14 protein-coding genes are annotated in these 22,479 nt (G+C 69.6%); 9 read left to right on the forward strand and 5 right to left on the reverse strand.

The features are described from left to right. Positions 1-130 precede the first annotated feature (130 nt). Positions 131-1,957 (reverse strand): glycosyl hydrolase family 28-related protein, encoded by a 1,827-nt coding sequence (locus CAP_RS39735; protein WP_081865749.1) that lies wholly within the window; start codon positions 1,955-1,957, stop codon positions 131-133. Positions 1,958-2,223: 266 nt separating this feature from the next. On the opposite strand from CAP_RS39735, the gene CAP_RS39740 reads away from it, so the two are divergent. Further along, positions 2,224-4,020, forward strand: coding sequence for a POT-type proton-dependent oligopeptide transporter (locus CAP_RS39740; RefSeq protein ID WP_044250716.1), 1,797 nt, complete (start codon positions 2,224-2,226; stop codon positions 4,018-4,020). Between the two features lie 42 nt (positions 4,021-4,062). Here the strand turns inward: CAP_RS39740 and CAP_RS46605 are convergent, their stop codons facing one another. The 3 genes from CAP_RS46605 to CAP_RS39760 form a co-directional block, all read right to left on the reverse strand. Beyond that, the gene (locus tag CAP_RS46605) at positions 4,063-4,941 is read right to left on the reverse strand and encodes a DUF533 domain-containing protein (RefSeq protein WP_052376786.1); all 879 of its coding nucleotides are present in this window, start codon (positions 4,939-4,941) and stop codon (positions 4,063-4,065) included. A gap of 71 nt (positions 4,942-5,012) precedes the next feature. Beyond that, on the reverse strand, positions 5,013-6,896 hold the full coding sequence (locus tag CAP_RS39755) for a glycoside hydrolase family 15 protein (protein WP_197041551.1): 1,884 nt from the start codon (positions 6,894-6,896) through the stop codon (positions 5,013-5,015). 45 nt (positions 6,897-6,941) lie between these two features. Continuing rightward, positions 6,942-8,063 carry a Type 1 glutamine amidotransferase-like domain-containing protein gene (locus CAP_RS39760; protein ID WP_044250718.1) on the reverse strand — a complete coding sequence of 374 codons (1,122 nt, stop codon included), beginning with the start codon at positions 8,061-8,063 and terminating at the stop codon, positions 6,942-6,944. A gap of 99 nt (positions 8,064-8,162) precedes the next feature. On the opposite strand from CAP_RS39760, the gene CAP_RS39765 reads away from it, so the two are divergent. The 4 genes from CAP_RS39765 to CAP_RS39780 all read left to right on the forward strand — a co-directional run bounded on the left by CAP_RS39765 (position 8,163) and on the right by CAP_RS39780 (position 15,746). Then, complete coding sequence (locus tag CAP_RS39765; protein ID WP_044250720.1) at positions 8,163-8,813, forward strand: hypothetical protein; 651 nt, start codon at positions 8,163-8,165, stop codon at positions 8,811-8,813. Then, positions 8,810-11,056 carry an ATP-binding protein gene (locus CAP_RS39770; RefSeq protein ID WP_044250722.1) on the forward strand — a complete coding sequence of 749 codons (2,247 nt, stop codon included), beginning with the start codon at positions 8,810-8,812 and terminating at the stop codon, positions 11,054-11,056. Before CAP_RS39765 ends, CAP_RS39770 begins: the two co-directional genes overlap by 4 nt. Before the next feature lie 222 nt (positions 11,057-11,278). Continuing rightward, a complete protein-coding gene (locus CAP_RS46610) occupies positions 11,279-13,021 on the forward strand; it encodes a serine/threonine-protein kinase (protein ID WP_081865750.1) in 1,743 nt (580 codons plus the stop codon). A 265-nt stretch (positions 13,022-13,286) separates the two neighbouring features. Beyond that, complete coding sequence (locus CAP_RS39780) at positions 13,287-15,746, forward strand: sodium-translocating pyrophosphatase (RefSeq protein WP_044250723.1); 2,460 nt, start codon at positions 13,287-13,289, stop codon at positions 15,744-15,746. A gap of 442 nt (positions 15,747-16,188) precedes the next feature. Here the strand turns inward: CAP_RS39780 and CAP_RS55440 are convergent, their stop codons facing one another. After that, positions 16,189-17,892: a CBS domain-containing protein gene (locus tag CAP_RS55440; RefSeq protein WP_197041552.1), complete on the reverse strand. Its 1,704-nt coding sequence runs from the start codon at positions 17,890-17,892 to the stop codon at positions 16,189-16,191. Between the two features lie 388 nt (positions 17,893-18,280). Here CAP_RS55440 and CAP_RS39790 point away from each other — a divergent pair, with 388 nt between their 5' ends. From CAP_RS39790 to CAP_RS39805, 4 genes are all read left to right on the forward strand, one after another. Beyond that, a complete protein-coding gene (locus tag CAP_RS39790) occupies positions 18,281-21,163 on the forward strand; it encodes an acetate and sugar kinases/Hsc70/actin family protein (protein WP_156041564.1) in 2,883 nt (960 codons plus the stop codon). A 75-nt stretch (positions 21,164-21,238) separates the two neighbouring features. Continuing rightward, positions 21,239-21,550 carry a hypothetical protein gene (locus tag CAP_RS39795; RefSeq protein WP_044250727.1) on the forward strand — a complete coding sequence of 104 codons (312 nt, stop codon included), beginning with the start codon at positions 21,239-21,241 and terminating at the stop codon, positions 21,548-21,550. Positions 21,551-21,567: 17 nt separating this feature from the next. Then, on the forward strand, positions 21,568-21,909 hold the full coding sequence (locus CAP_RS39800) for a hypothetical protein (RefSeq protein WP_044250729.1): 342 nt from the start codon (positions 21,568-21,570) through the stop codon (positions 21,907-21,909). Positions 21,910-21,991: 82 nt separating this feature from the next. Beyond that, positions 21,992-22,276, forward strand: coding sequence for a hypothetical protein (locus tag CAP_RS39805; RefSeq protein ID WP_044250731.1), 285 nt, complete (start codon positions 21,992-21,994; stop codon positions 22,274-22,276). Positions 22,277-22,479: the final 203 nt, after the last annotated feature.

Consider the following 22,479-nt stretch of genomic DNA (forward strand, 5'->3'; position numbering starts at 1 on the left):
CGTACAGGGCGGTGGAGACGGCAGCGGAGGAGAGCGGAAGGTGAGGGGCGGAGGGCAGGGGAGGGCGATCGGAAAGATCGCCGGGTGATCCGTCTGATCGCCAGGGGGGCGATCTGACGGATCAGGGGGGTCACCAGCCGGTGTTGCCGTCGAGGCGGTCGATGGTGAAGGCGGGGGCGTCGTTCTGGAGGCCGCCCTCGGCGGCGTCGGTGACCACCACGTCGGTGGCCTGGAAGCCGCCGAGGGCGTTGGCGTTGATCAGGATGCCGGTGGCGCCCGTGCCGGTGATCTGGATGCCGTCGAAGACGATGTCGCTGAAGGTGCGGGGGCCCTGGAAGTGGATGCCGGAGAAGGTGGCGTCGTCGATGTGCAGGTCCTCGACGCGGATGCCGGTGACGTCCTTGCCGTCGGCGAAGAGCTTGAGGGCGCCGTGCTCCTGGCTGTACATGGGGCCACCCGCGCGGGTGAGGGTGTTGCGGCGGAGGGTGGTGGTGCCGCTGAAGGGGTGCGGGCTGAAGGAGCTGGTGGTGGCGACGAGGATGCCCGGGTAGACGACGACGTCGGCGCAGAGGTTGTCCTCGACCGTGCTGTCCTTGCCGCCGTAGAGGCCGACGCAGTTGGCGTTCCAGGTGGTCTGGACGGTGTTGAAGCGGAAGGTGTTGCCGACGCCGGGGACGCCGTCGAAGTCGGGGCTCCACATGGCGAGGGCGTCGTCGCCGTTGTTGCGGAAGTGGGACTGCTCGACGACGGAGTTGCTGGTGCCGTTGCAGAAGTTCACGCCGTCGGCGAAGGTGTTGCGGACCCGGACGCGGTGGATGACGAGGCCGTCGGTGAGGGGCTGGGTGGGGGCGCCGACGTGGTCGCCTTTGCCGACCCACCAGCCGACCTTGACGTGCTCGATCCAGACGTTCTCGAGGCGTGAGCCGGTGCCGGCGGGGCCGTCGAAGGCGTTCTCGGGGATGTTGTCGCGGCGGGCGTCGACCTCGCCCATGACGGCGAAGTCGTGGAAGCGGTTGTCGTTCCCGGAGACGCGGAAGTGGGCAAAGGAGCCCTGGATCCGGGAGTGCCACATGCCGGCGCCGCGGATGGTGACGCCGGAGGTGACGAGGGGGCCGGAGGTGCTGCGGAAGGTGCCGGGAGGGATCCAGAGGACCTTGCCGTCGGCGCGGGCGGCGTTGATGGCGGCGTTGATGGCGGGGCCGTCGTCGGAGGCGTCGTCGGGCGTGGCGCCGTGGTCGGTGATGGAGAGGGCGTCCGCGGGCCTGTCGAGGGGCGGGTCGATCTTCTCGAAGTCGACGAGGTCGATGACGTAGTAGGGGGCAGCGTCCTCGGCGTCCTTCTGGAGGGTGATGGTGGTGCCGGCGGGGACCTCGTCGAAGACGAGGTGGGCTTCGTCGTAGAAGTGGTGGGCGCCGCCAGCGGCGGGGTCGTTGTTGGCGTGGCTGGACTCGCCGCCATAGAGCCAGGCGTAGCGGGAGGTGAGCGCGAGGCTCGCGGTGCGGGTGCCGTTGACGTAGAGGCCGAGGGTGGCGTCGATGCCGCCTCCCGCAGGCGCGTCGGGGAGGGCGTAGCGGACGACGATGGAGCTGGTGGCGTGCTCGGTGGTGAAGGTGACGTGCTGGCCGTCGGCGTCGAGGCGGACGGCGCGGCGGCCCGAGGCCTCGGCGGCGATGTCGCCGAAGGCGCGGCTCGGGCCGAGGAGGGTGCCGGTCGTGGTGGCGTCCTCGGCCTCGTACTCCCAGTAGAGGGGGGTGGCGCCGCGGTCGGCCTCGGGAGGGTAGTCAGGGCCTCCCGCGCCGGAGCCGCCGCCTCCCTGGGAGCCAGCGCCGGAGCCGGTGGAGCCAGCACCCTGTCCGCTGGAGCCGCTCTCCGTGGAGCCCGGGTCGTCCTGGGAGCCGCACGCGGCCTGGAGGAGGGCGGCGGTCACGATCAGAGGCATCAACCCGGGTCGCTTCATGAGGGGACTTCCTGGCAATGGGCGTGCCGCGTGGGAGGAGGACGCGAGGGCAGGGGAGGGCACGCGTGGAGAGAGCACGAGAGGAAAGAGGTGGCGTCAGCGTGCCTGCGAGGGCGGGCGTCGTCGAGGGGGTCGGTGAGGGCGGCGGGATCCTGGGCTCGGTGAGGCAGCCGCCGTGAGGCGACCGGCGCGCGCTCCGTGAGCCGGTGACCAGCGAGGTCGGAGAGCCGTGGGGCTAGGATGGGAGAGAGGGGTTCGACGAGGTCATGGTGGTGAATCAGGGCGCATCGAGGAACGAGCCACAGCCTCAGGGCTTCGCGTTGCTGCTGCTCCTGCAGGGCGGGACGCAGGCCGTGCTGGCTGCGTTGAACATGCAGTTCTCCATCACGCTGATCAGCGTGTTCCGCCTCCCGACGGGGAACTTCGCGGCGGTGTTCGGCGCGCTGTCGCTGATGCAAGGGGGCGCGCCGATGCTCGGGGGCTACCTGGCGGACCGGGTGATGAACCCGCGGAAGGTGATGCTCGCCGGTGGGGCGCTGGCGACGCTCGGCGCCACGGTGATGTGCCTCGGGGAACGGACGACGTTGATCGTGGGGATGGTGATGTGCGCGGTGGGGGGGGCGCTGATCAAGCCCTGCTTGCTGGTGCTGCTCGGGAGCCTCTACCGGCAGGGGGACGCGCGGCGGGACAGCGGGTTCACCTGGATGTACACGGTCGCGCTGGGGGCGTGGGCGCTGGTGGCGTCGCTCGCCGCGGTGCTGCGGGCAGCGGCGGGCTGGTGGGTGGTGTCCCTGGGGGCGGCGTTCGGGATGCTCGCGGTCACGGTGGTGGCGGCGGTGTCCCAGTCCTCGCTGCCGGCGGAGGGGTACGTGGCCGGCGCGGCGGGAGTGCCCCGGGCGCGGCTCACCTCCAGGGACGGGCTCCACGTCGCGCTCACCACGCTGGGGTTCGCTGCGGTGGTCGCTCTGGTGATGACGGTGCTGGGCGTCGAGGGGGAGCACCCGGCGTCCGTGTCGAGGGCATGGGGCGCTGCGGCGGTGCTGGTGGCCGCGGCGGTGATGATCGGGATGGAGCGTGCGCGCCGCGGGAGCCTGGCGGAGGCGAGGGGAGCCTCCGGGGTGGTGATGTGGCAACGGCTCACGGTGCTGCTGGCGCTGGCGCCGGTCTTGATGGCGGGCTCCCTGGCAGGGGCGGTGCTGGACACCTGGGAAATGCTCGCGCGCCTCGATCACACGGAACTCGCCATCGGTCAGGGGACCGTCGCGTTGTTCGTGGCCGTGGCGGGGGTGGTGCTCGCGCTGGTATGGCGTCGGGTGGATGCCTCGGAGCGCAGGCCGTCCGCGGTGATGAAGATCGTCGCGGGGTTGCTCGTGGCGATGGTCGGCGCAGGCATGAGGGTGACCTCGAACGGGAACCTGTGGCCGGTAGGCGTCTTGCTGGCCAGCAACCTGCTGATGGACCTCAGCCATCTGATCATGAACCCGGTGGGGCAGGCGCTGGTGACGAAGCTGGCACCTGCGCGCAGCATGACGATGGCGATGGCGGCATGGATGTCGATGCCCCTGGTGGCGTCCGCGCTCGCGGGGCTGCTCCTGGACGCGGTGCTGGGGACCAGTGCACCCGAGCCGTGGAAGGTGGCGGTGATCGCGGCAGGGCTCGGGCTCTGCGGGGCGCTCCTGGTCGCGCTCAGGTCCACGCTGAAGCGCTGGATGCACGGCGCCGAGGAGCCGCCGCTTCTCCAGGGCGCAGGCTACCTTTACCGCGGGGATGGCGCGCAGGGTGGCGAGGGTGGCGCGGGTGGCGCGCCGGCCCGCTGGGATGTCGCGCAGGGCGCAGCGCCGAGCGCGGCGCCAATGGAGAACGTTCTGCCAGAGCCGGCGGAGGTGCACGCCAAGCAGATGCTCGTCGGCGCGGCTTGGGGGATCGGAGGCGTCGTGGTGACGGGGGTGAGCCTGCTGTCGGCCGAGGGAGGCGGGAGCTACGTGGTGGCGTACGGCGCGATCGTGTACGGGCTGGTCACGTTCATCCGCGGGCTCGCCGGCTGGTCGAAGGAGAAGCCCTGAGGGAGTCCGCAGGGCACGAGTCTCACCGAGGCGGCCCGGCGTTCACGGGGGAGGTCGTGTGCCGAGCTGCGCGTGCAGGCGCGTGACGTCCTCAGGCTTGAGGCCGAGCATGGCGGGCAGTCCGTGGAGGTACGACCGCTCGGCCTCGGTGTCGGCGTGGATGGCGAAGAGGGAGACCAGGTAGAACTGCTCGGCCATCTCGCGGGAGCGGATCTGGCCAAGCAGCGCGTAGGGTGGGTGCGGGGACTCGATCTCGCGCGCGAGGGCGTCCCGCTCCGCAGGAGGGAGGCCGGTGGCGGCGATGCGATCGAGGATGGCGGCACGCTCGGTCGGATCGAGGTGGCCGTCGATGCTGGCAGCCGTGACCATGGCGCGCACGAGGAGCAAGGCGTCCGCATGGTCAGGCGCTGAAGGCTGGGGAGGCGTCCATGCGTTCTGCGGGGCGCTCCAGCCAGGCTGCGGCGGAGGTTGCGGAGGTGTCCATGTCGCCTGCGGTGTGCTCCAGCCAGGCTGCGGTGCGTTCTGCGGGGCGCTCCAGCCAGTCTGCGGTGCGTTCTGCGGGGCGCTCCAGCCAGTCTGCGGTGCGTTCTGGGGCGCGCTCCAGCCAGGCTGCGGTGCGCTCGGCAGAGGTCCCCAGCCACCCTGGGGAGGGGGAGCGGCGCCCTGGTAGGGGGCCGGTGGGTCAGGCTGTTTGAAGTGGCGGTAAGCCGTGTAGGCGAGGCCGCCGGCTGCGGCGAGCCCGGCTGCGCCGAGGAGGACGCCGCCTGCGCTCTCTGCCACGCCTCCGAGGAAGCTGTCCTCGCCGAGGGCGCGGCGCCCCATCCGGCGCAGGCCGCGTCGGTAGTTGCGGGCGTGCTCGCTGTCCATGCTCTCCATGCCGTCAGAGAGGAGCGCGCCGAGGAGGTGCTGGGCGTCGAACATGCGCCATGGTCGCGACGTGCCCCGCGCAGCGCAAGCCTCTCCGCGCTCCGGCGGGGATCCTGGTGGTCGCGTCAGTCGCGGAGGCCGAAGCGCGCGATGCACTTTTCGAGGCGGATGGCGTGGTTGATGACGGCCATGTGGGTGAAGGCCTGGGGGAAGTTGCCGCGCGCTTCACCGGTGGCGGGGTCGATCTCTTCCGAGAAGAGGCCGAGGTCGTTTCCCTTGGCGAGGAGGCGCTCGAAGTAGGCCTGCGCAGGTCGGGTATGGCCCGCGAGGGCGAGGCAGCCGAGGCGCCAGAAGGAGCAGACGAGGAAGGCGCCCTCGTCACCCTCGAATCCGTCGGGCATGCGGTAGCGGTAGGTGAGGTCGTTGCCGTCACCACACCCGAGCTCGCGCTCGATGGCGGCGAGGGTGGCGGTGAGGCGGGGGTCGTGGGGGTCGAGGGCGTCGAAGAGGGGGAGGCGCAGGACGGAAGCGTCGAGGAGTTCGGAGTCGTAGGCCTGGGTGTAGGCGCCGCGCGTCGGGTTCCAGCCTCGCTCGTGGTACTCGGCGCGGATCTCGGCGGCGGCGCGCTCCCACGCGGCGATGCGGTCCTCGTCGACGTGGTCGATCTTGCGGGCGATCTTCGCGGCGCAGTCGAGGGCGACCCAGAGCATGGCCTTCGTGTGGAGGAAGTGCTTCTTGCCGGTGCGCAGCTCCCAGATGCCGTGGTCCGGTTCGTGGCGGCTCGCCATGGCGTGATCGGCGATCTTGGCGAGGGCCTCGGGCAGGCCTTTGCGGACGCGCTCAGGCGGGTCGTCGTCCATGCGAGCGAGGTACGCATGGAAGGCGGAGAGGAACTCGCCATAGATGTCGTACTGGTGCTGGTTGCTGGCGTCGTTGCCGATGAGGACAGGGTGGGCGCCGCGGTAGCCCTGGAGGTGGTCGAGCCGCTCTTCGGGGAGGACCTCGCCGTCGATGGCGTACATGAGGTGGAGCTTTCCATGGCGCGCGTCGTCGCAGGAGCGGAGGAAGCGCAGGAACTCGTCGGCCTCGCGCACGTAGCCGAGGTTCAGGAAGGATGAGAGGGTGAAGCTCGCGTCCCGGATCCAGGTGAAGCGGTAGTCGAAGTTGCGGTTGCCAGGGATGGCCTCGGGGAGGCCGGTGGTGGGGGCCGCGACGATGGAGCCGGTGGGCGCATAGGTGAGGAGCTTGAGGCAGAGGGCGCTGCGGACCACGGCTTCCCGGTAGGGGCCGCGGTACTCGCAGCGGCGGCTCCAGTCCTGCCAGTAGTGGGTGGTGCTCTGGAGGCGCTCGGTGATGGCGTCGGGGCCTTCGATGGGCGGGGCCTGGCCGTCCTCGCCGTGGGTGAGGACGAGGTAGGCGCGTTCGCCGGCGCGGAGGTGGAGGTGGGTGAGGGCGCTGTCGTCCTCGAGGGTGAGCGGGTGGGACGCGGTGACGCGCAGGCGTTGCGCGCCGGCGTCGAAGAGGATGGAGCCTGCTTCGCTCGGGACCGGGACGCAGGGGCAGCGGGCGTAGTCGAAGGTGGGGCGGGTGCGGAACGTCGCCTGGATGGTGCCCTCTTCGCAGGAGAGGATGCGGATGACGCGGCTCTCGGCACAGGAGTCGGGCCCTTCGTCCGCGAGGGTGGACGGGGGGTTCACGGGCATGAAGTCGTGGAGGACGGCGCGCCCGCTGGCCGTGACGAAGCTGGTCTCGAGGACGTTGGTGTCGGGCAGGTAACGCCGGTGGGTGTGGCGCAGGTCGGTGAAGGCCACGCTGCAGGCGCCGCCGCGTCGTTCGTCGAGGATGCGCAGGAAGAGGGCAGGGCTGTCGAAGCGGGGCCAGCAGAGCCAGTCGATGGAGCCTTCGCGGCTCACGAGCGCCGCTGTGCGGGTGTCACCGAGGATGGCGTAATCGCTGATCTGGGGCAGCACGGGTGCTGCGTTCTTGGGGCCGGCGGAGGCCTTCAGCAAGGGGCAGGGAGCCTTCAGCAAGCGCTGGAAAGAAGGCGGGGCGGTTCAGCCGAAGGGGATCGCTTCTCCGGCGCGGTAGGCGTGCTTGGTGCCGTCGGGGCCGAACCGGTAGACGGCGTCGTCGTTGCCCCAGCTCGTGGCGCGGCGGGGGGTGAGCTCGAGGAAGAGGAACGAGCGCTGGTTGAGGCCGATGCAAGCCTGGTGGCGGAAGCGGCGGGCGAGGTAGGCGAGGTTGTCGGGGTCATCGGTCTGGATGCGCTCCATGCAGTGGGGGAAGAGCTGCAGGTCGCGCACGAGGCCGAGGCCGCGGTCGTAGAGCTGGAAGTCGCGGGGGGTCTCGGCGAAGTCGTCGTAGACGATGACGCGCTCGCACAGGGACATGGCGCCGGCCGACATGGCGACGATCTGGGCGCCGCGGCGGAGCGCTTCGGCGAGGGGTTCGCGGAGGCGGAAGAAGCGCAGGGCGTCGAGGAGGAGGTCGAGGCGGCCGCCGAAGAGGAGGATGGTGTTGGCGTCGAGGATGCGCTGTTCGAGGCGTTCGCGGGTGGCGCGCCAGCCGGGGTGGTACACGGCGCCGGCGGCGTCGAAGGCGCGGCGCTCGATCTCCGCGAGGAGCTGGAAGAGGTGGTCGTCGTTGGCTTCGAGGGTGGAGAGCGCCTGACGGAGCTGCTGGGCGAGGGCGTGGCGCGCGAGGGGGCGAGGGCCACCGGTGGGGCTCTCCCGGGAGAGGAGGCGCGGGACGGTGAGGTCGGGGTCGAGCTGCTTCGCGTCATGGAGGGCGCGGCGGAAGAGGGTGAGCAGGTGGGCGTTGTGCTCCAGGTAGAAGCGTCGCGCGGTCTGCTCGGCGTCGCGGAGCTCGCCCCAGGCGTCGGAGAGCTCGGGGGCGCGGCGGCACAGATCGTTCAGCTCGGCGAGGAGGGAGAGGTTGACGAGGGCGCGGTCGTAGCCGGCGTCCCACGCCGAGCTGAGGCCGATGCGGTTGAGGGCGCGCTTGATGTGGCCCTCGTCGTGCTCGTGCTCGGCCCAGCCCGCAGTGACGAGGAGGACCGTGCGCGAGGCGGCGAGGGCAGGGTCGGCATGGCGGGAACCCAGGAGGAGGGGGGCGGCGGCCTGGATGAGGTGCTCCTCGGACTCCGCGTTGCCGTTCAGAAGGAGAGTTCCGCGCATGATCGCGACAGAATACAGGGGCCTGTAAGCTCGGCGAGGGCTCCCCGTTGATCGGGCACGCGCCCTGAGCTTCCATGGCGCTGCGCCTCCGAGGGCCTTATGCGTCACCGCCTGTCTTCCCTGAGTTTGCTCCTGGTCTCCTGTCTGTTCGCGCTCTGCCTGATGGGCTGCGGTCCACGGCTGGTGCCGTTCACGCACGAGCTGCGGGTGCAGCACAACCTGACCAGCAAGGATCTGAAGAACCTCCAGTTCTACATCTCCCACGAGGTCACCCTGCGCCGGGAGCTGGAGTCGGGCGGCTCGCAGGTGACCCCCGGGCACAAGCTGCTGCTCCTCTCGGGGAAGTCCATCGAGGAGGTGGTGATCGAGAAGCACACCCCGGGGGTGGCGACGGAGGTGTCGGACAGGGCGCTCGCTGTCAGCTTCGAGGCGGGCTTCTCCATGATCTTCGCCGCGTCGGCCGAGCCCGGGACGCCCTCGCCCTCGTTCCAGTCCTTTGCCACGGCGCCTGATCCGTTCCCCGGGAACCCTTCGTCACCCCAGCCCGAGCCCATCGCGGTTCCGAGCGGCGCGTTCGGGGGGAGCTACTGGCTGGCGACCGAGGAGGGAGGCAGGGTGCCCTACCAGGGACGGTTGTTCGAGGCCGTCGAGCAGAGCTTGCGGGCACACCTCCTCATCGACGCCGAGTCGCTGGAGGAGGTGGTGGAGAGCCGCACGGTGCTCCCCGGGGTCCGCCTGCAGAGCAAGTGACGCTGGCCTCTCTCGTCGCGAGTCCCCGGCTGCGCGCCGAGCTGGTCGCCGTCGTCTGGGAGCTGTTCTCCGCGCTCCTCTTCATCTCCGCGCTCCTCCCCGCAGCGTTCACCACCGTCTGGCCCGCGGTCCTGTTCGTGGGATCGATGGCGGTGTCCGCGCTCGTCGGCGGCAGGCTCGCCCACGGAGGTGAGCGGGGGATCGCGATCGCCGGGGTGCTCCGGGTGGTCGCCTGGCCCCTGGCAGCGACGCCGCTCCTGTCGCGGGCGGGGAGCCCGGGGGCCTCATCGCAGGTGGGCCTGATGGTGGCGGCGCTCGCCTTCGGGTTGATGGCAGGGGGCATGCGCCGGGCGATTTACCGGTGGATGCTGCTGCCGAGGGGCGCGGCGCACGCGACGCCCTCGGCCGGCGAGCTGCGCGACCAGCTCGCGGGGGGCGCGATGACCGCGGGCGTCGTCGGTGGTCACCTGATGCTGGTGTTCATCGTGGCCGTGCTGCGCACCCGCAGCCAGGTCATCTTCCAGGCGTGGGTGGAGGTGGTGCCGATCCTGGCGCTCCTCGGGACCTTCGGGTTCACGGCGGCGCTGTGGCCTGCGACGACCTCCATCGCGCGCGCGCTGGCCACGGGAGAGCACCTGGCGCGGGGCCTCGCGCAGGCAGAGCGGCTGCCGGACGCGCTTGCGACCCTGAACTTCGTGCTCTGGCTGGTGTGCATCTCGGTGGGCGTGATCTACGTGCGCCCGGGGCCGTGGAGCCTGGGCGACGCGCTGATACAGCTCGGCTTCGGCGCGATGTTCGCGGTGGGGGTGTCGTTCTACCAGCGGTCCTGGCACCGCGACGCGGTCGCGCCGGTGATCACGGCGCTGCGGGAGCGGCTCGGGAGCGCTGCTGGGGAGCGGACACCGGGGCCGGCGCTGAGGCTCGGCCAGCGGCTGCTCCGGGACTTCGGGCTGCCGCTCCTGTTCACGGGGCTCCTGTCGTTGCTCGCCACCCTGGGGATGTACCGGACGCTGGCGAACGACGTGGACTTCGAGGAGCTGGTCGGGGCGATCACCGCGCTGTTCGCCTCGTTCTCGCTGCTGGTCATCGCGGCGCTGGGGGTGGTGGCCCGCGCGGCCGGGGAGCTGTCGCGCCCGATGGGGCAGCTCGCGCGCGCTGCCGACGTGGTGGCGCGCGGGAAGCTCGACGAGGCGGTGCCGCTGCTGGATGGGCCCGCGGAGGTGGTGGTGCTCGGCGAGAGCGTGGAGCGGATGCGCGAGTCGCTCTCGCGTAACATCGCGGAGCTGGAGGCCGAGCGCGCGGGCCTGGAAGCCAAGGTGGAGGCGCGCACCGCGGAGCTGTCACGGACGCTGGAAGAGCTGAAGCGGACGCAGGCGGCGCTCATCCACGGTGAGCGGCTGGCGACGCTCGGGGAGCTGGCAGCGGGGCTGGCGCACGAGATCTACAACCCGCTGAACGCCATCGGCGGGGCGGCGGTGCCGCTCACGCGGATCTCCGACGAGCTGTCCGCGATGGACCAGGCGTGGATGGCTGCTGCAGAGGAGCTGTCACCCGAGCGACGCCAGGCGCTGGAGCAGCGGCGTCAGGACATCGACGTGGAGGCAGCGCTGGAGGACCTGCGCGGGATCTCCACGCTGGTCCGGCGGGCGGTGGACCGGGCGGCGCGCATCGTGACCAACCTCAAGAACTTCGCGCGGGCGCCGGGAGAGGCCCAGCCGGAAGATCTGCACGCGGGGCTGGAGGAGACGCTGCTCTTGCTCGGGCCGCGACTCCGGCGGGCGGAGATCGACGTGGTGCGCAAATATGGTGAGCTGCCGCCCGTGGTCTGCCGTGCGAGCGAGATCCATCAGGTGCTCATGAACCTGCTGGTCAACGCGATCCAGGCCATCGAGTCGCGCGCCGCACCCACCACGCTCACCCGTGAGGCGACCGGGGGCGAGCCGAGGAGAAGCAACCAGGGGCGGAAGGAGATCCGGATCGAGACGTGGAGGGAAGACGACACGGTGGCGATCGCCGTGACGGATACGGGACCGGGTGTGCCGCCGGGGATCGCTGGTCGGATCTTCGACCCTTTCTTCACGACCAAGCCGCGGGACCAGGGAACCGGACTTGGCCTGTCCATCGCGACCGAGATCGTGCGGAGGCACGGGGGTATGCTGACGCTGGACTCGGCTGCCGCGGCCGGAGCGCGGTTCATCTGCCGGCTTCCAATGAACGTGGGGAGGGGTACTGCCGCGGGCTGAAGCGGCCCTCTGGCCACCCTTCAGAGGCGCCTGCGGGGGTCCACTGGCGCGTAGACCGGCTGAAACAAACCGGGTAGCCTCATCCCTGACAGACGAATCAGGCGTAAATCAGGCGTAAATCAGGCGTAATTCAGGCATTAATGAACGCGTCCCGATGTCGCGCAGCGCAGTAGGCCCCGCGGGCATGTGCTCGAGGGAGCGCTGGGGAGAACACGAGAAGCCATGGAGCAGCGCGCGATCCGACCGGCAGGTCCAAAGGCCTCGACCGTGGATCCAATGATCGGCAAGGTCGTCGCCGGCCGTTACCGCCTCGAAGCGCGGGTCGGCGAAGGCGGCATGGGTGTCGTGTACAGGGCTCGCCACGTGCTCATCGAGCGCGTCGTGGCGCTGAAGCTCATCCGGCCAGACCTGCGCGGGGAGACCCATCTCCGCGCGTGGATGCTGCGCGAGGCGCGCGCGGCGAACCGGGTCGACCACGCCCACATCATCGACATCCACGACATCGGTGAGACCGAGGAAGGGGAACTCTACCTGGTGATGGAGTTCCTGGTGGGCACGCCGCTCTCGGCGGAGCTCGCGCGGGGACCGACGCCCATCGCCAGGGCCGTGGACATCCTCGAGCAGATGTGCGCCGCGCTGGCCCGCGCGCACGACCTGGGTGTCGTGCACCGCGACCTCAAGAGCGACAACATCCTCTTGACCCAGCGCGGTGGCAGGAAGGACTTCGTCAAGATCCTCGACTTCGGCCTCGCGGCGATCGCGCGCGATCCGCGCCTCGCGCCGAAGGGCGCCGTGTTCGGGACGCCGGAGTACATGTCTCCGGAGCAGGCCCGCGGAGAGGAAGCAGGGCCGCAGTCGGATCTGTACGCGCTCGGGGTGCTCTTCTTCGAGATGCTGACGGGGCAGCTCCCCTTCCGCTCGAACGATCGCGACACGCTGCTCGAGATGCAGCGGACGCACCTGCCGCCGAGGCCACGGTCGATCCGGCCAGAGGCGCACGCGCAAGGAGAGCTGATCTGCCTGCGCCTCCTGGAGAAGGATGTGCGGAAGCGCTACCGCGACGCGCATCACCTCCAGGAAGAACTGAAGGCGATGCAGCGGAGCCTGCCCACACAGGCTGCGTGGGAGCTCGAAGGCGCCGACGCGATGGCGATGCCGCCGCCGGCACCTCCACCGCCGCAGAGCCCGGGGGTGATCGAGTGGGCGAGCCGCGCTGCGCTGTTCGCGCGCATGGTGTCGCGCGCGTATCCGTCGGGGCAGACGCCGCCCGAGGTGCAGACCGGGCTCACCCAGATCTGGGATCTGGCCCAGCGCGCCAACCGGCTGGAGGGCGAGGTCGCGAGCCTGACACGGAAGCTCGACGCGCTGGAGCGCCGCGGCCGGGCGCTGCGCGCGGAGATCGGCCGCAAGGTGGAGGAGCTGGCGCACGAGGAGTCGCGCGTGATGCGCGAGGCCGCCGTCGACGCCGAGGACGTGGACAAGGTGCGGGGCGAGCTGGCCGGCGCCGAGAAGCAGGCGCTCACCGCGCGCCAGCTCGCCGATGCGGCGGCCCGGCAGGGGACCCACGATCCCATGGTGTACGAGCGCGCCGGGGCCGCGGGCGCCATCGCCCAGGCGAAGCGGGAGCAGCTCGGACGGTACGAGCAGAAGAAGAACATGCGCGAGGCCACGGCGCGCGACCTGCGGCGGCAGATCGAGGAACTCCGGGCGCAGCTCGCGCGGTACGCCGAGGCGCTGGAGGAAGACCTGGCGCAGGGGAGAGAGCGGGTCGCCGTGCGCACCCGGGAAGGGGTGCAGTTCGAGCGGTCCTTCACCGAGATCTCGAACATGCTCCTCGGCCAGCTCCGGAACCGGCCGGAGTGCCGGGACCTGGTGAACGAGCTGCTCGCCTCCTCCAACAGCGTTCCCAACGGAGAGAACGCCACTGCGGAGCAGCGCCTCTCCGGCCGTCTCGGCGCTCCCTGAGCGCATTTATTCCCCACCCACAGTCTAATTCTCGACGGCCTGTCACCAGCGTGGTAGCTAGCGCGCGCCCTGGGGCCCGTGGGCTCCACAACCGGCGGGTTGCCAGGGGCGAGGCTGTGCTGAAGCGTCTGTGTGAGAGGTAACCTCCCGCAGACGGCCAACCCCTCGCATCACGCGGCGGACCGATTTGCCCGCCGCACGGGATGTCGATAGGCGGGGATCGCGAGGCGCTCCCCGTCCTTGTTGGATGGAGGCACATCGTCTCATGACTGTCGTATCCTCATCGCGAGGAGCGAGCCGCCGCCAATGGCTCACTCCGGCGCTGGCTGCCCTCGCGGCGCTGGCGCTCCTTCTTGTCAGCAGGGTGGCTCAGGCGAGCGAGGCAGATCTGATTCTGCCGGACCTCGGCTCCCAGAGCTTCATGGGCATCGATGGCCGCACCTTGCTCTTCGGCGGCATGGGTGTCTGTGCGCTCGGGTTCATCTTCGGTCTCAGCATCTACATGCAGCTCAACCGGCTGCCGGTGCACCGCTCGATGCGGGAGATCTCGGAGCTGATCTACGAGACCTGCAAGACGTACCTGCAGACGCAGGTGAAGTTCATCCTCATCCTGGAGATCCTGATCGGGGCGATCATCGCCTTCTACTTCGGGGTCCTCCGGCACATGGAGGTGGGCAAGGTGGTGATCGTCCTCCTGGCCAGCGTGGTCGGCATCGCAGGAAGCTGCGGCGTCGCCTGGTTCGGGATGCGCATCAACACCTTCGCAAACTCCAGGACGGCCTTCGCCGCCCTGAAGGGCAAGCCGTTCCCCGCCTACGCGATTCCGCTCAAGGCCGGGATGAGCATCGGGGCCGTGCTGATCAGCACCGAGCTGCTGATCATGCTCATGATCCTGCTCTTCATCCCCGCCGACTACGCGGGTCCGTGCTTCATCGGCTTCGCCATCGGCGAGTCGCTCGGCGCGTCGGTTCTCCGCATCGCGGGCGGTATCTTCACCAAGATCGCCGACATCGGCTCCGACCTGATGAAGATCGTCTTCGGCATCAAGGAAGACGACGCGCGTAACCCGGGCGTCATCGCAGACTGCACCGGCGACAACGCGGGCGACTCGGTCGGCCCGAGCGCCGACGGCTTCGAGACCTACGGCGTCACCGGCGTCGCGCTGATCACGTTCATCCTCCTCGCGGTGCCCGATCCCCGGGTGCAGGTCCAGCTCCTCGTCTGGATCTTCGTGATGCGCATCGTGATGGTCGTGGCGAGCATCGTCTCGTACTGGCTCAACGAGGCGATGGCCACGGCGACCTACGGCAACGCCGACAAGATGAACTTCGAGGCCCCCCTCACCCGCCTGGTGTGGATCACCTCGATCGTGTCGGTCGGTCTCACCTACGCCGTGTCGGTCGTGATGATCCCCGCCATCGGCGGTGACAGCTCCCTCTGGTGGAAGCTCAGCACCATCATCACCTGCGGCACGCTGGCCGGCGCGATCATCCCCGAGATGATCAAGGTCTTCACCTCCACCGAGTCGCGGCATGTCCGCGAGGTGGTGACGGCCTCGCGCGAGGGCGGTGCTTCGCTGAACGTGCTGTCGGGCCTCACGGCCGGTAACTTCAGCGCGTACTGGATGGGCATGGTGCTCGTCGTGCTGATGGGCATCTCGTACCTCGTCGCCGGTCAGGGGCTCCAGCAGCTCATGAAGGCCGAGAGCGTGTTCGCCTTCGGCCTCGTGGCGTTCGGCTTCCTCGGCATGGGTCCCGTGACCATCGCGGTCGACTCGTACGGTCCGGTGACGGACAACGCGCAGTCGGTCTACGAGCTGAGCCTCATCGAGCAGGTCCCGGACATCGAGAACGAGATCAAGAAGGACTTCGGCTTCACGCCCTTCTTCGAGAAGGCCAAGCACTTCCTCGAGGAGAACGACGGCGCCGGCAACACCTTCAAGGCGACGGCGAAGCCGGTGCTCATCGGGACCGCGGTCGTCGGCTCCACCACCCTGATCTTCTCGATCATCGTGGTGCTCACCGAGAAGCTGACCTCGAACCTCGACAAGCTGTCGATCCTGCACCCCCCGTTCCTGCTCGGGCTGCTCACGGGCGGCGCGATCATCTACTGGTTCACCGGCGCCTCGACGCAGGCGGTGTCCACCGGCGCTTACCGCGCGGTGGAGTTCATCAAGGCGAACATCAAGCTCGAGGGCGTGGAGAAGGCCTCCATCGCCGACAGCAAGAAGGTCGTCGAGATCTGCACCCTCTACGCGCAGCGCGGGATGATCAACATCTTCCTCGGCGTCTTCTTCTCGACGCTGGCGTTCGCCTGCCTCGAGCCGTTCTTCTTCATCGGCTACCTGATCAGCATCGCGCTGTTCGGGCTGTACCAGGCGATCTTCATGGCGAATGCCGGCGGCGCCTGGGACAACGCGAAGAAGCTGGTCGAGGTCGAGCTGAAGGAGAAGGGGACCGAGCTGCACGCGGCCACCGTCGTGGGTGACACCGTGGGCGATCCCTTCAAGGACACCTCGTCCGTCGCGATGAACCCCGTCATCAAGTTCACCACCCTCTTCGGCCTGCTGGCCGTGGAGCTGGCGATCGAGATCGATCGGACCTTGAGCGTGGTGCTCGCGGCAGTGTTCTTCGTGCTCTCGATGGTGTTCGTGTACCGCTCCTTCTACGGGATGCGGATCACCTCGGGACAGAAGACCAGCGCGACCAAGCACGCCGAAGCCTGACCGTCACGGTCTGAGGCGTCGTAGCCGCCCGCCCCGCAGGTCGCGAGACCGGGGCGGGCGTGCTCTTTTTGAGCCCCCCAGAGACTTCTCAAGCCCCCGGCGTGGACTATATTCAAAGGCCCATGCGCGCCCTCTGCCCCGCTTGCGGCTTTCATCATGAGGTAGTCCGGGTCCTCGAAGACGGCCATGGTGAGGACCGTCGCGACATGTACCAGGTCGCTCCGCTGGAGACCTGCGAGCGCACCTGGCTCTCCGACAAGGAGATCCTCGAAGCGCGTGCGCGGTTCGGCGAGGACGCGATCATCTCCGACGAAGACGTCGACTGATCGCGAACGCGCTGACGCCCGGCCGGGCCTGCGAGGGGCAGGTCGAGGTCGGGCGTTCCGTGAGCTCAGCGTCTCAGCGTCTCAGCGTCTCAGCGGTCAGAGAGAGCCGCGATGGGTCAGGACGCGGTCCGGCTCGGTGTGTTCTGGGACGTCTGGGTCTTCGTTGACGCGCCCGTCTCCGAGGCCGCCGTGGTGCTTCGCTGCTGCTCGGTGCCGCGCGCCTCGCTCGACGTGTCCATGCGCTTGACCCGCACCTCGTTGCGGACGTCCGTCACGCCCGAGATGGCCTCCGCGAGCTGCTCGATCAGGTGCTTGTGGCGGCGCTCGGTCACGGTGCCGGTGAGGGTCACCTCGCCGCCTTGCACCTTCACCTCGACGTCGCTCGAGTCGACGACCGGGTGGTCGCTGAGCTTGTCACACAGCTCCTCGCGAATCCGGTCGTCGGAGCGCTTGTAGCCCTTGGGCCCGCGCCTCATGCCGCTCTGCTGACCGAAGTTCTCGGCCATCCCCATGCGGCCCTGGTGCTCCCCACCCTGACCCATGTGGCCCTGACCCATGCCGCCCATGTTGCCCTGGTAGCCCACATGGCCCTGGTAGCCCATGCCACCCATGCGACCCTGGTCCTCCCAGTCCTGGCCCATGCCGCCGCCCATGCGGCCCTGGTGCTCCCAGTCCCGGCCCATGCCGCCCATGCGGCCCTGGTGCTCCCAGTCCCGGCCCATGCCGCCCATGCGGCCCTGGCCTTCCCAGCCTTGATGACCCCCATGGTAGCCGCTGCCATGCTCCTGGAAGTGACCCTCGCCACCGTAGCCGCGCTCCTGGCCGTACATGCGCGGCTCCTGGCCCCCGAAGTTGCGGCCCATCATGCCGCCACCTTCGTACATCGAGCGCCCCCCCTGGTCCTCGTCCCAGCCGCGGGAGCGCCCCCCCTGGCCACGCGGCTGACCCCAGCCGCCTTGCTCGTCGCTGCTGCTGAAGCTGCGCTGGTGACCCTGCTCGTAGCCGCGCTGCTGCCCGTAAGCGCCCTGATCGGTCTGGCCGCGCAGGCTGCGGTCGTAGTCACGGCTGTAAGAGGTGCGCTGCAGCTCGTCGTAATCGCGGCCCGTACCGCGCTCCTGGTCTCGCCCCATCCCGCGGCTGGTGTCCATGTCGCGGTCACCATACCCGCGGTGCTGTGACATCTCGTAATCGCGGCCGCCTGCTCCGCCGCGCTCTCCGGTGCGGCGCTCGTCTTCACGCCCGCGCCCGAACCGCTCCTCGTCGCGCCCCATCCCATATCGCTCCGCCATGATCGTTCCTCCTCGGGTGTTGCTCGCCTCGTTGCGCCCCCGCGGTCGCGCGGGGTCGTCGTCTTCTCGGCCCTGTCGTTCCTGCGCCAGGTGCTCCTGAGCCTGTTCATGCGCGCGCATGCCTGGCGCCTCGTGCGTTCCTCCGGTGGTCACCGCGATGCGCCCGGCCTGCTCGGCCTTGCCCACGCGGGCCGTCAGATCCTCCGCCGTCACGATGCCGATGAGCCTCCGCTCCGCATCGACGATCGGGAGACGCCGCACGCCGCGCGAGTGCATCATCCGCGCCGCCTCGTCGACGTGCTGATCGTCGTGCCCCACCAGCAGCTCCCGGCTTGCCAGCTCGCCCACGGTGGCTCGCGGCAGGTCGTACCCCGCGGAGACGCCGCGGACCACGATGTCCCGGTCGGTCAGGATGCCGATGACCCGCCCTCCTTCGCACACCGGGAGTGCCCCTATGTCGAGGCGTCTCATCCGCTGCGCTGCCTCCTCGACGGTGGTGTCGGGACCAACCCATTCCACCTTCGTTGTCATGACCTCCCGCAACCGCATGACCGTTCTCCTCCCTGCCCCCGTCAGCCAGCGACACGCGGCAGGACCGCGACGCCGCTGCAGCGCGGAGCCATCCCTTAGGACGAGGGGTGGTGGCGGTCATTCCGAGGGATCTCTGATTCTCTGTCGTGAGCCTTCGGTAGGGGCTCCCCGGAGACCACAGCTAGGGCAGCGGTGGCGAACGAGCCTCGGGCGGAACCATCCGCGGTGATTCCTGCCGCCCCGCTCAGAACGTTGCGTCCTTCATCGTCCGTTGCCGGGAAGCTCCGCGCAGGAAACCGCCCCGAACGCGCGCATCTGGTGTTTCATCGTCACCTGAGCGATACACCAGGGACTCTGCATCGATGTCCGGTGCGTCCCTCACACCGTCATGGATCAACCCCTTCACACCTCCACGCCCGCGACGCCGCCTGCGCGGCTTCCTCGTCCTCGCTTCCGCGTCGACGAGATGACGGTTCTTCTCCGACGCACTGCGCCGAGTGGCGTGCGCATGGAGCTGCGACCAGCCCGTCAGGTCACCGCCGCGCAGGAGGTCGTGCTCCCCGCATTCGACGGCTGGGTCGCCGGGGGTGAGCTGCTCGTTCGCTGCGCCGGCGTCTGCGAGGAGCCCTTCAGCGCTGGCCTGGAGCTCGACGGCGTTCGCCTCTGCGAGCCTGTGCCGGCCCACCTGCCGGAGGTTCCTCCGGACGAGGGGAGCGCACCCTCCGTGCGGCCCTTCTCCATCGACCTCGCCGTCCCGCTCTCGCTCCTCGACCGCGGCCCGGGGACGGCGCGCACGCTCTCGCTGCTCGTGCGCCACCCCGTGCGCAGCGTCCCCATCGTGCACCTGCGGCTCCCGGCCATCCCGGCAGAGGGACCCGCGATCGCGGCCCTCGATCTGCAGGACGTCACCGACACGTTGCTCGTCGACGCCCCCGAGCGCAGGCTGTTTGATCTTCAGAACCCCGAGGAAGGTCTCTGGATCGGCACGGGGCGCTTCCGACTGCGGCTGCTCGCCGAGTGGACCGAGGCGTCGCCCGCACACTACGCGCTGGATGGCCGCCCGTCACAGGTCACCCACCGCTTTCACAGGGCCGGTGACGCGAGCGACGTGGTCGTCGAAGACCCGGGCAGGCGCGGCGTCCTGCTGGGCCGCTACACCACGACAGAGCTCACCCTCGACACCTCGCACCCGGAGCTGGGCACCATCCCGGAGGAGGGCCGGGACATCCCGCTCGACGTCGTCGCCGTCCACGCGCTCGCGTTCAACGAGCCGGCGGCACGCCCCGGAGGTCAGCCCCAGCAGCACGCCGTGGTGTGCGCGTGGCGCGCGGATCTCCCGGTGCGCCTCCGGGACCCGCGCCCCCTCCTCCGCACGTTCCAGCGCCTCTCGGCGGTGGGCATCGATTTCGGCACGACCGCCACCGTGGCCGCGCTCTACCAGAAGGGCTACCGATCGCTCCTCCGCCTCGGCACCTCGAGCGCCGCCTCGGCCAAGCCTGCCGAGAATCCCGCCTACCTGCTCATCGAGGACCACGAGCGCCTCTGGACCGAGATGGCGCGCGTCGAGCGCCGGGGCGAGGACGGCGCGTTGCCGCCACGCTTCCCCGACCTCATACGGGTGATCCGCGGGAGCCACGCCGCATATGAGGCGCTCGCCCACTTCCCGAGCGCCGTCGTGGGCGAGCTGAAAAGCCTGCCCGAGAGGGTGATCGGCCTCGATCAGTCCCCCCAGTTCCGCGACCGCGAGCGGCAGCGCGACTTCCTCCTCGACGAGGCGCGCGTCAGGGCCCTGGTCAGGGCCTACGCCTACCTGCTCGGCCGCGCCATCAACCGCCCTGGCCAGGACGTCTACCTGCAGTACCGGCTCACCCACCCGGCGAAGTTCGACGAGCGCGCCAGGGGCATCCTCGAAGAGGAGATCCGGCAGGGGCTCCTGCTCAGCATCCCGGAGGGCATCCCCGCCGAGGAGGTAAGCGTGTCCATGAGCGCCAGCGAGCCGGAGGCATTCGCCGCCGAGGTCTGCCCGGAGCTCGCTGCCCACCCGGCCCTGGAGCCGCTGATCGAGCGCCTCGGCGAGCTGCGCTTCGCGGTCTTCGACTTCGGCGGCGGCACCCTGGACATCGCCTGCGGCCGCTTCAGGCCCGCCACGCCGGAGGAGCAGGAGCAGCACGGCAGCTCCACGGTGATCGAGACCCTCCAGACCGGCGGCGACGACCACCTCGGCGGCGATTACCTGACCCACGAGCTCACCTGGCTCACCCACCAGAGCGCCCAGGTCCTGCCGGAGATGGAGCACAAGGAGGTGCCGATGATGCGGCCCCAGACGGTGCCCCCGAACAACCTCGCCAACAAGCCGCATCTCTACAAGCGCAGCCTCGCCGCGCGCCAGAACCGCTACCGCTTCGAGCGCGAGCTGGGTCTCGAAGCGGTGAAGCATGGCCCCGAAGCCTCTCCCCGCAAGGCGCCAGGCCTCGTCGCCGCGCGCCTCGACGGCAGCGAGGTGCCCGTGACGTCACTCGGTGGAGACCTCGAACCCCTCGCCGGCGAGCTGCGCAACCACCTGCGCGCGCGCATCCGCGAGGGCGTGAAGCTCATGAAGAACATGCTGGCGGTCGCGCCGTACGGCGACCCTCCCGGCGGTGGCGGTGACGGCGGCTTCCTCGACCAGGGCGTGGTGATCCTGCTGGCGGGCAACTCCTCGCGCAGCCGCTACGTCGAGCGAGCCCTCGCCGACGAGCTTGGGATCCAGGACCTCAAGGTCTGGCGCCCCGACTCCACCGATCCGTTCAGCCAGGTGGTGCTCTACGAAACGCCCCCGCGCACGGAGCGGGGCGTATCCATCGTGGGCGTCACGCCGAAGACGGCGGTATCTCTCGGCGCCCTGAAGATCGCCAACCACGAGGTCTTGCTCGTGCGGCGCAGCCAGGGGTTCAGCTACTTCCTGGGCGATCTGCGCGGCTTCCCGCCCAAGTTCAGGGCCATCGTGCCCATGGGGACCAAGGTGAGCGATCCGGCGGTGCTCGGCGATCACTACATCGACTTCGGCCGGTGGGACGCGAAGACGCCGCTCCGCGCCGCGAAGGAGTACGAGCCGAGCAAGATGACCTCCAGCGATCCGCGGCTGATGATGGTGCCCACGGGGCTCCCGCCCGGCGCTGTGGGACGGCTGTACGTGTGCGTCTCTTCGCCCGACGAGATCGTGCTCCACCTGGAGCGTGAGGGGCAGGAGCCAGCGCGCAGCCAGGTGAGCCTTGGTAAGCTCACCCGGTAGTTTTCGTGCTACCTGCCAGAGGATGACCTATACCTTGCAGGAGCAAGGTCTATGAAAGTTCGGAGGACCACACGGATGAAGCTCCCTGGGCTGAAGTTGAGCACCTTTGCGCTGCTGGCCGCCTCGATGGTGACCGGCTGTGGTGGAGGCATCGCCGGATACTGTGAAGACGCGATGGAGTGCTCACGGGGCAACGAGTCGGACGTCGAGGTCTGCATCATCGAGCTGGAGCGCCAGGAAGACATCGCCGCGATCTACGGCTGCGAGGACGACTTCGACAAGGCGTTCACCTGCCTGCAAGACGAGTCCTCGTGCAGCAACCGGATCTGGTCGCACGACAATGAGTGCAACGGCGATCTCACCGACTACGTTCAGTGCGTGAACTGACCCGCGCGGAGAAGGCGATGAACAAGCTCAAGGCACTGTTTCTCCTGACGATGCTCAGCTTCTCCGTCCCGGCCTGCGGCGGGACTGCTGCCGAGTACTGCGACCTCCTCTGCGACTGCGAGGGGTGCAACGACGACGAGTACGACGAGTGCGTCGTGAACACGCAGGCCTCGATCGACAAGGCGTACGAGTACGACTGCATCGACGAGTGGGACGACGTCGAGGCCTGCATGCTCGAGAAGTCCGACTGCCGCGGCGACAACTTCGAGACCGACATCGACTGCCTGGACGACCTCGCAGAGGCCGAGGTATGCGTCCACGATCGCTCGGACGGGCGCTTCAGCCTGTTCAGCTACTAAGCCGAACCTCGGGCGATCGTTCCCTTTGGATGGCGCGGAGCGCTTGCCAGCAGCGCTACGGCACGCATAGACTGCCGCGCAAATGGCGATCCAGTCGAGCGGCGAGTTCGAGATCATCATGAACAGCATCCTCATGAGGCTCGACCGTGCCCTGAGCGATCAGCCGAACAACTCGGCGCTCGTCCGCGCTCGACTCCTCATGAACGAGTCGATCCAGTGGGCCCGCAAGGGAGCGAAGATCTCCCCCATGCAGCTCAAGAACTTCAGCGACGTGTGCGATAGCGTCCGCGAAAACTTCCGGAACGACACGCAGCTCAGCGACAAGTTCTTCGACCTCCTCGACTTCCTCGAGTACCGCCTCGGCTAAAGCGCGCCCTCGCCCCTCGTCGCGGTGCCCCCGCGAGGCGCGTTCCAGACGCGCATCCCTCGCGCGCCGCGCGCCGCGCGGCGCGCGTCCCTTGAAGCCCCTCCTCACACCCCCACGGCTCGACCACCACGCCGGCATGGCGCGCGGAGGCTCCCGTCCACGGCGGCCACCTTGGCCCTTTCCGCTCCGCCGCCGTGCGCGGT

It is taken from the genome of Chondromyces apiculatus DSM 436, from assembly GCF_000601485.1.
In the GTDB taxonomy this organism is placed as follows: domain Bacteria; phylum Myxococcota_A; class Polyangia; order Polyangiales; family Polyangiaceae; genus Chondromyces; species Chondromyces apiculatus.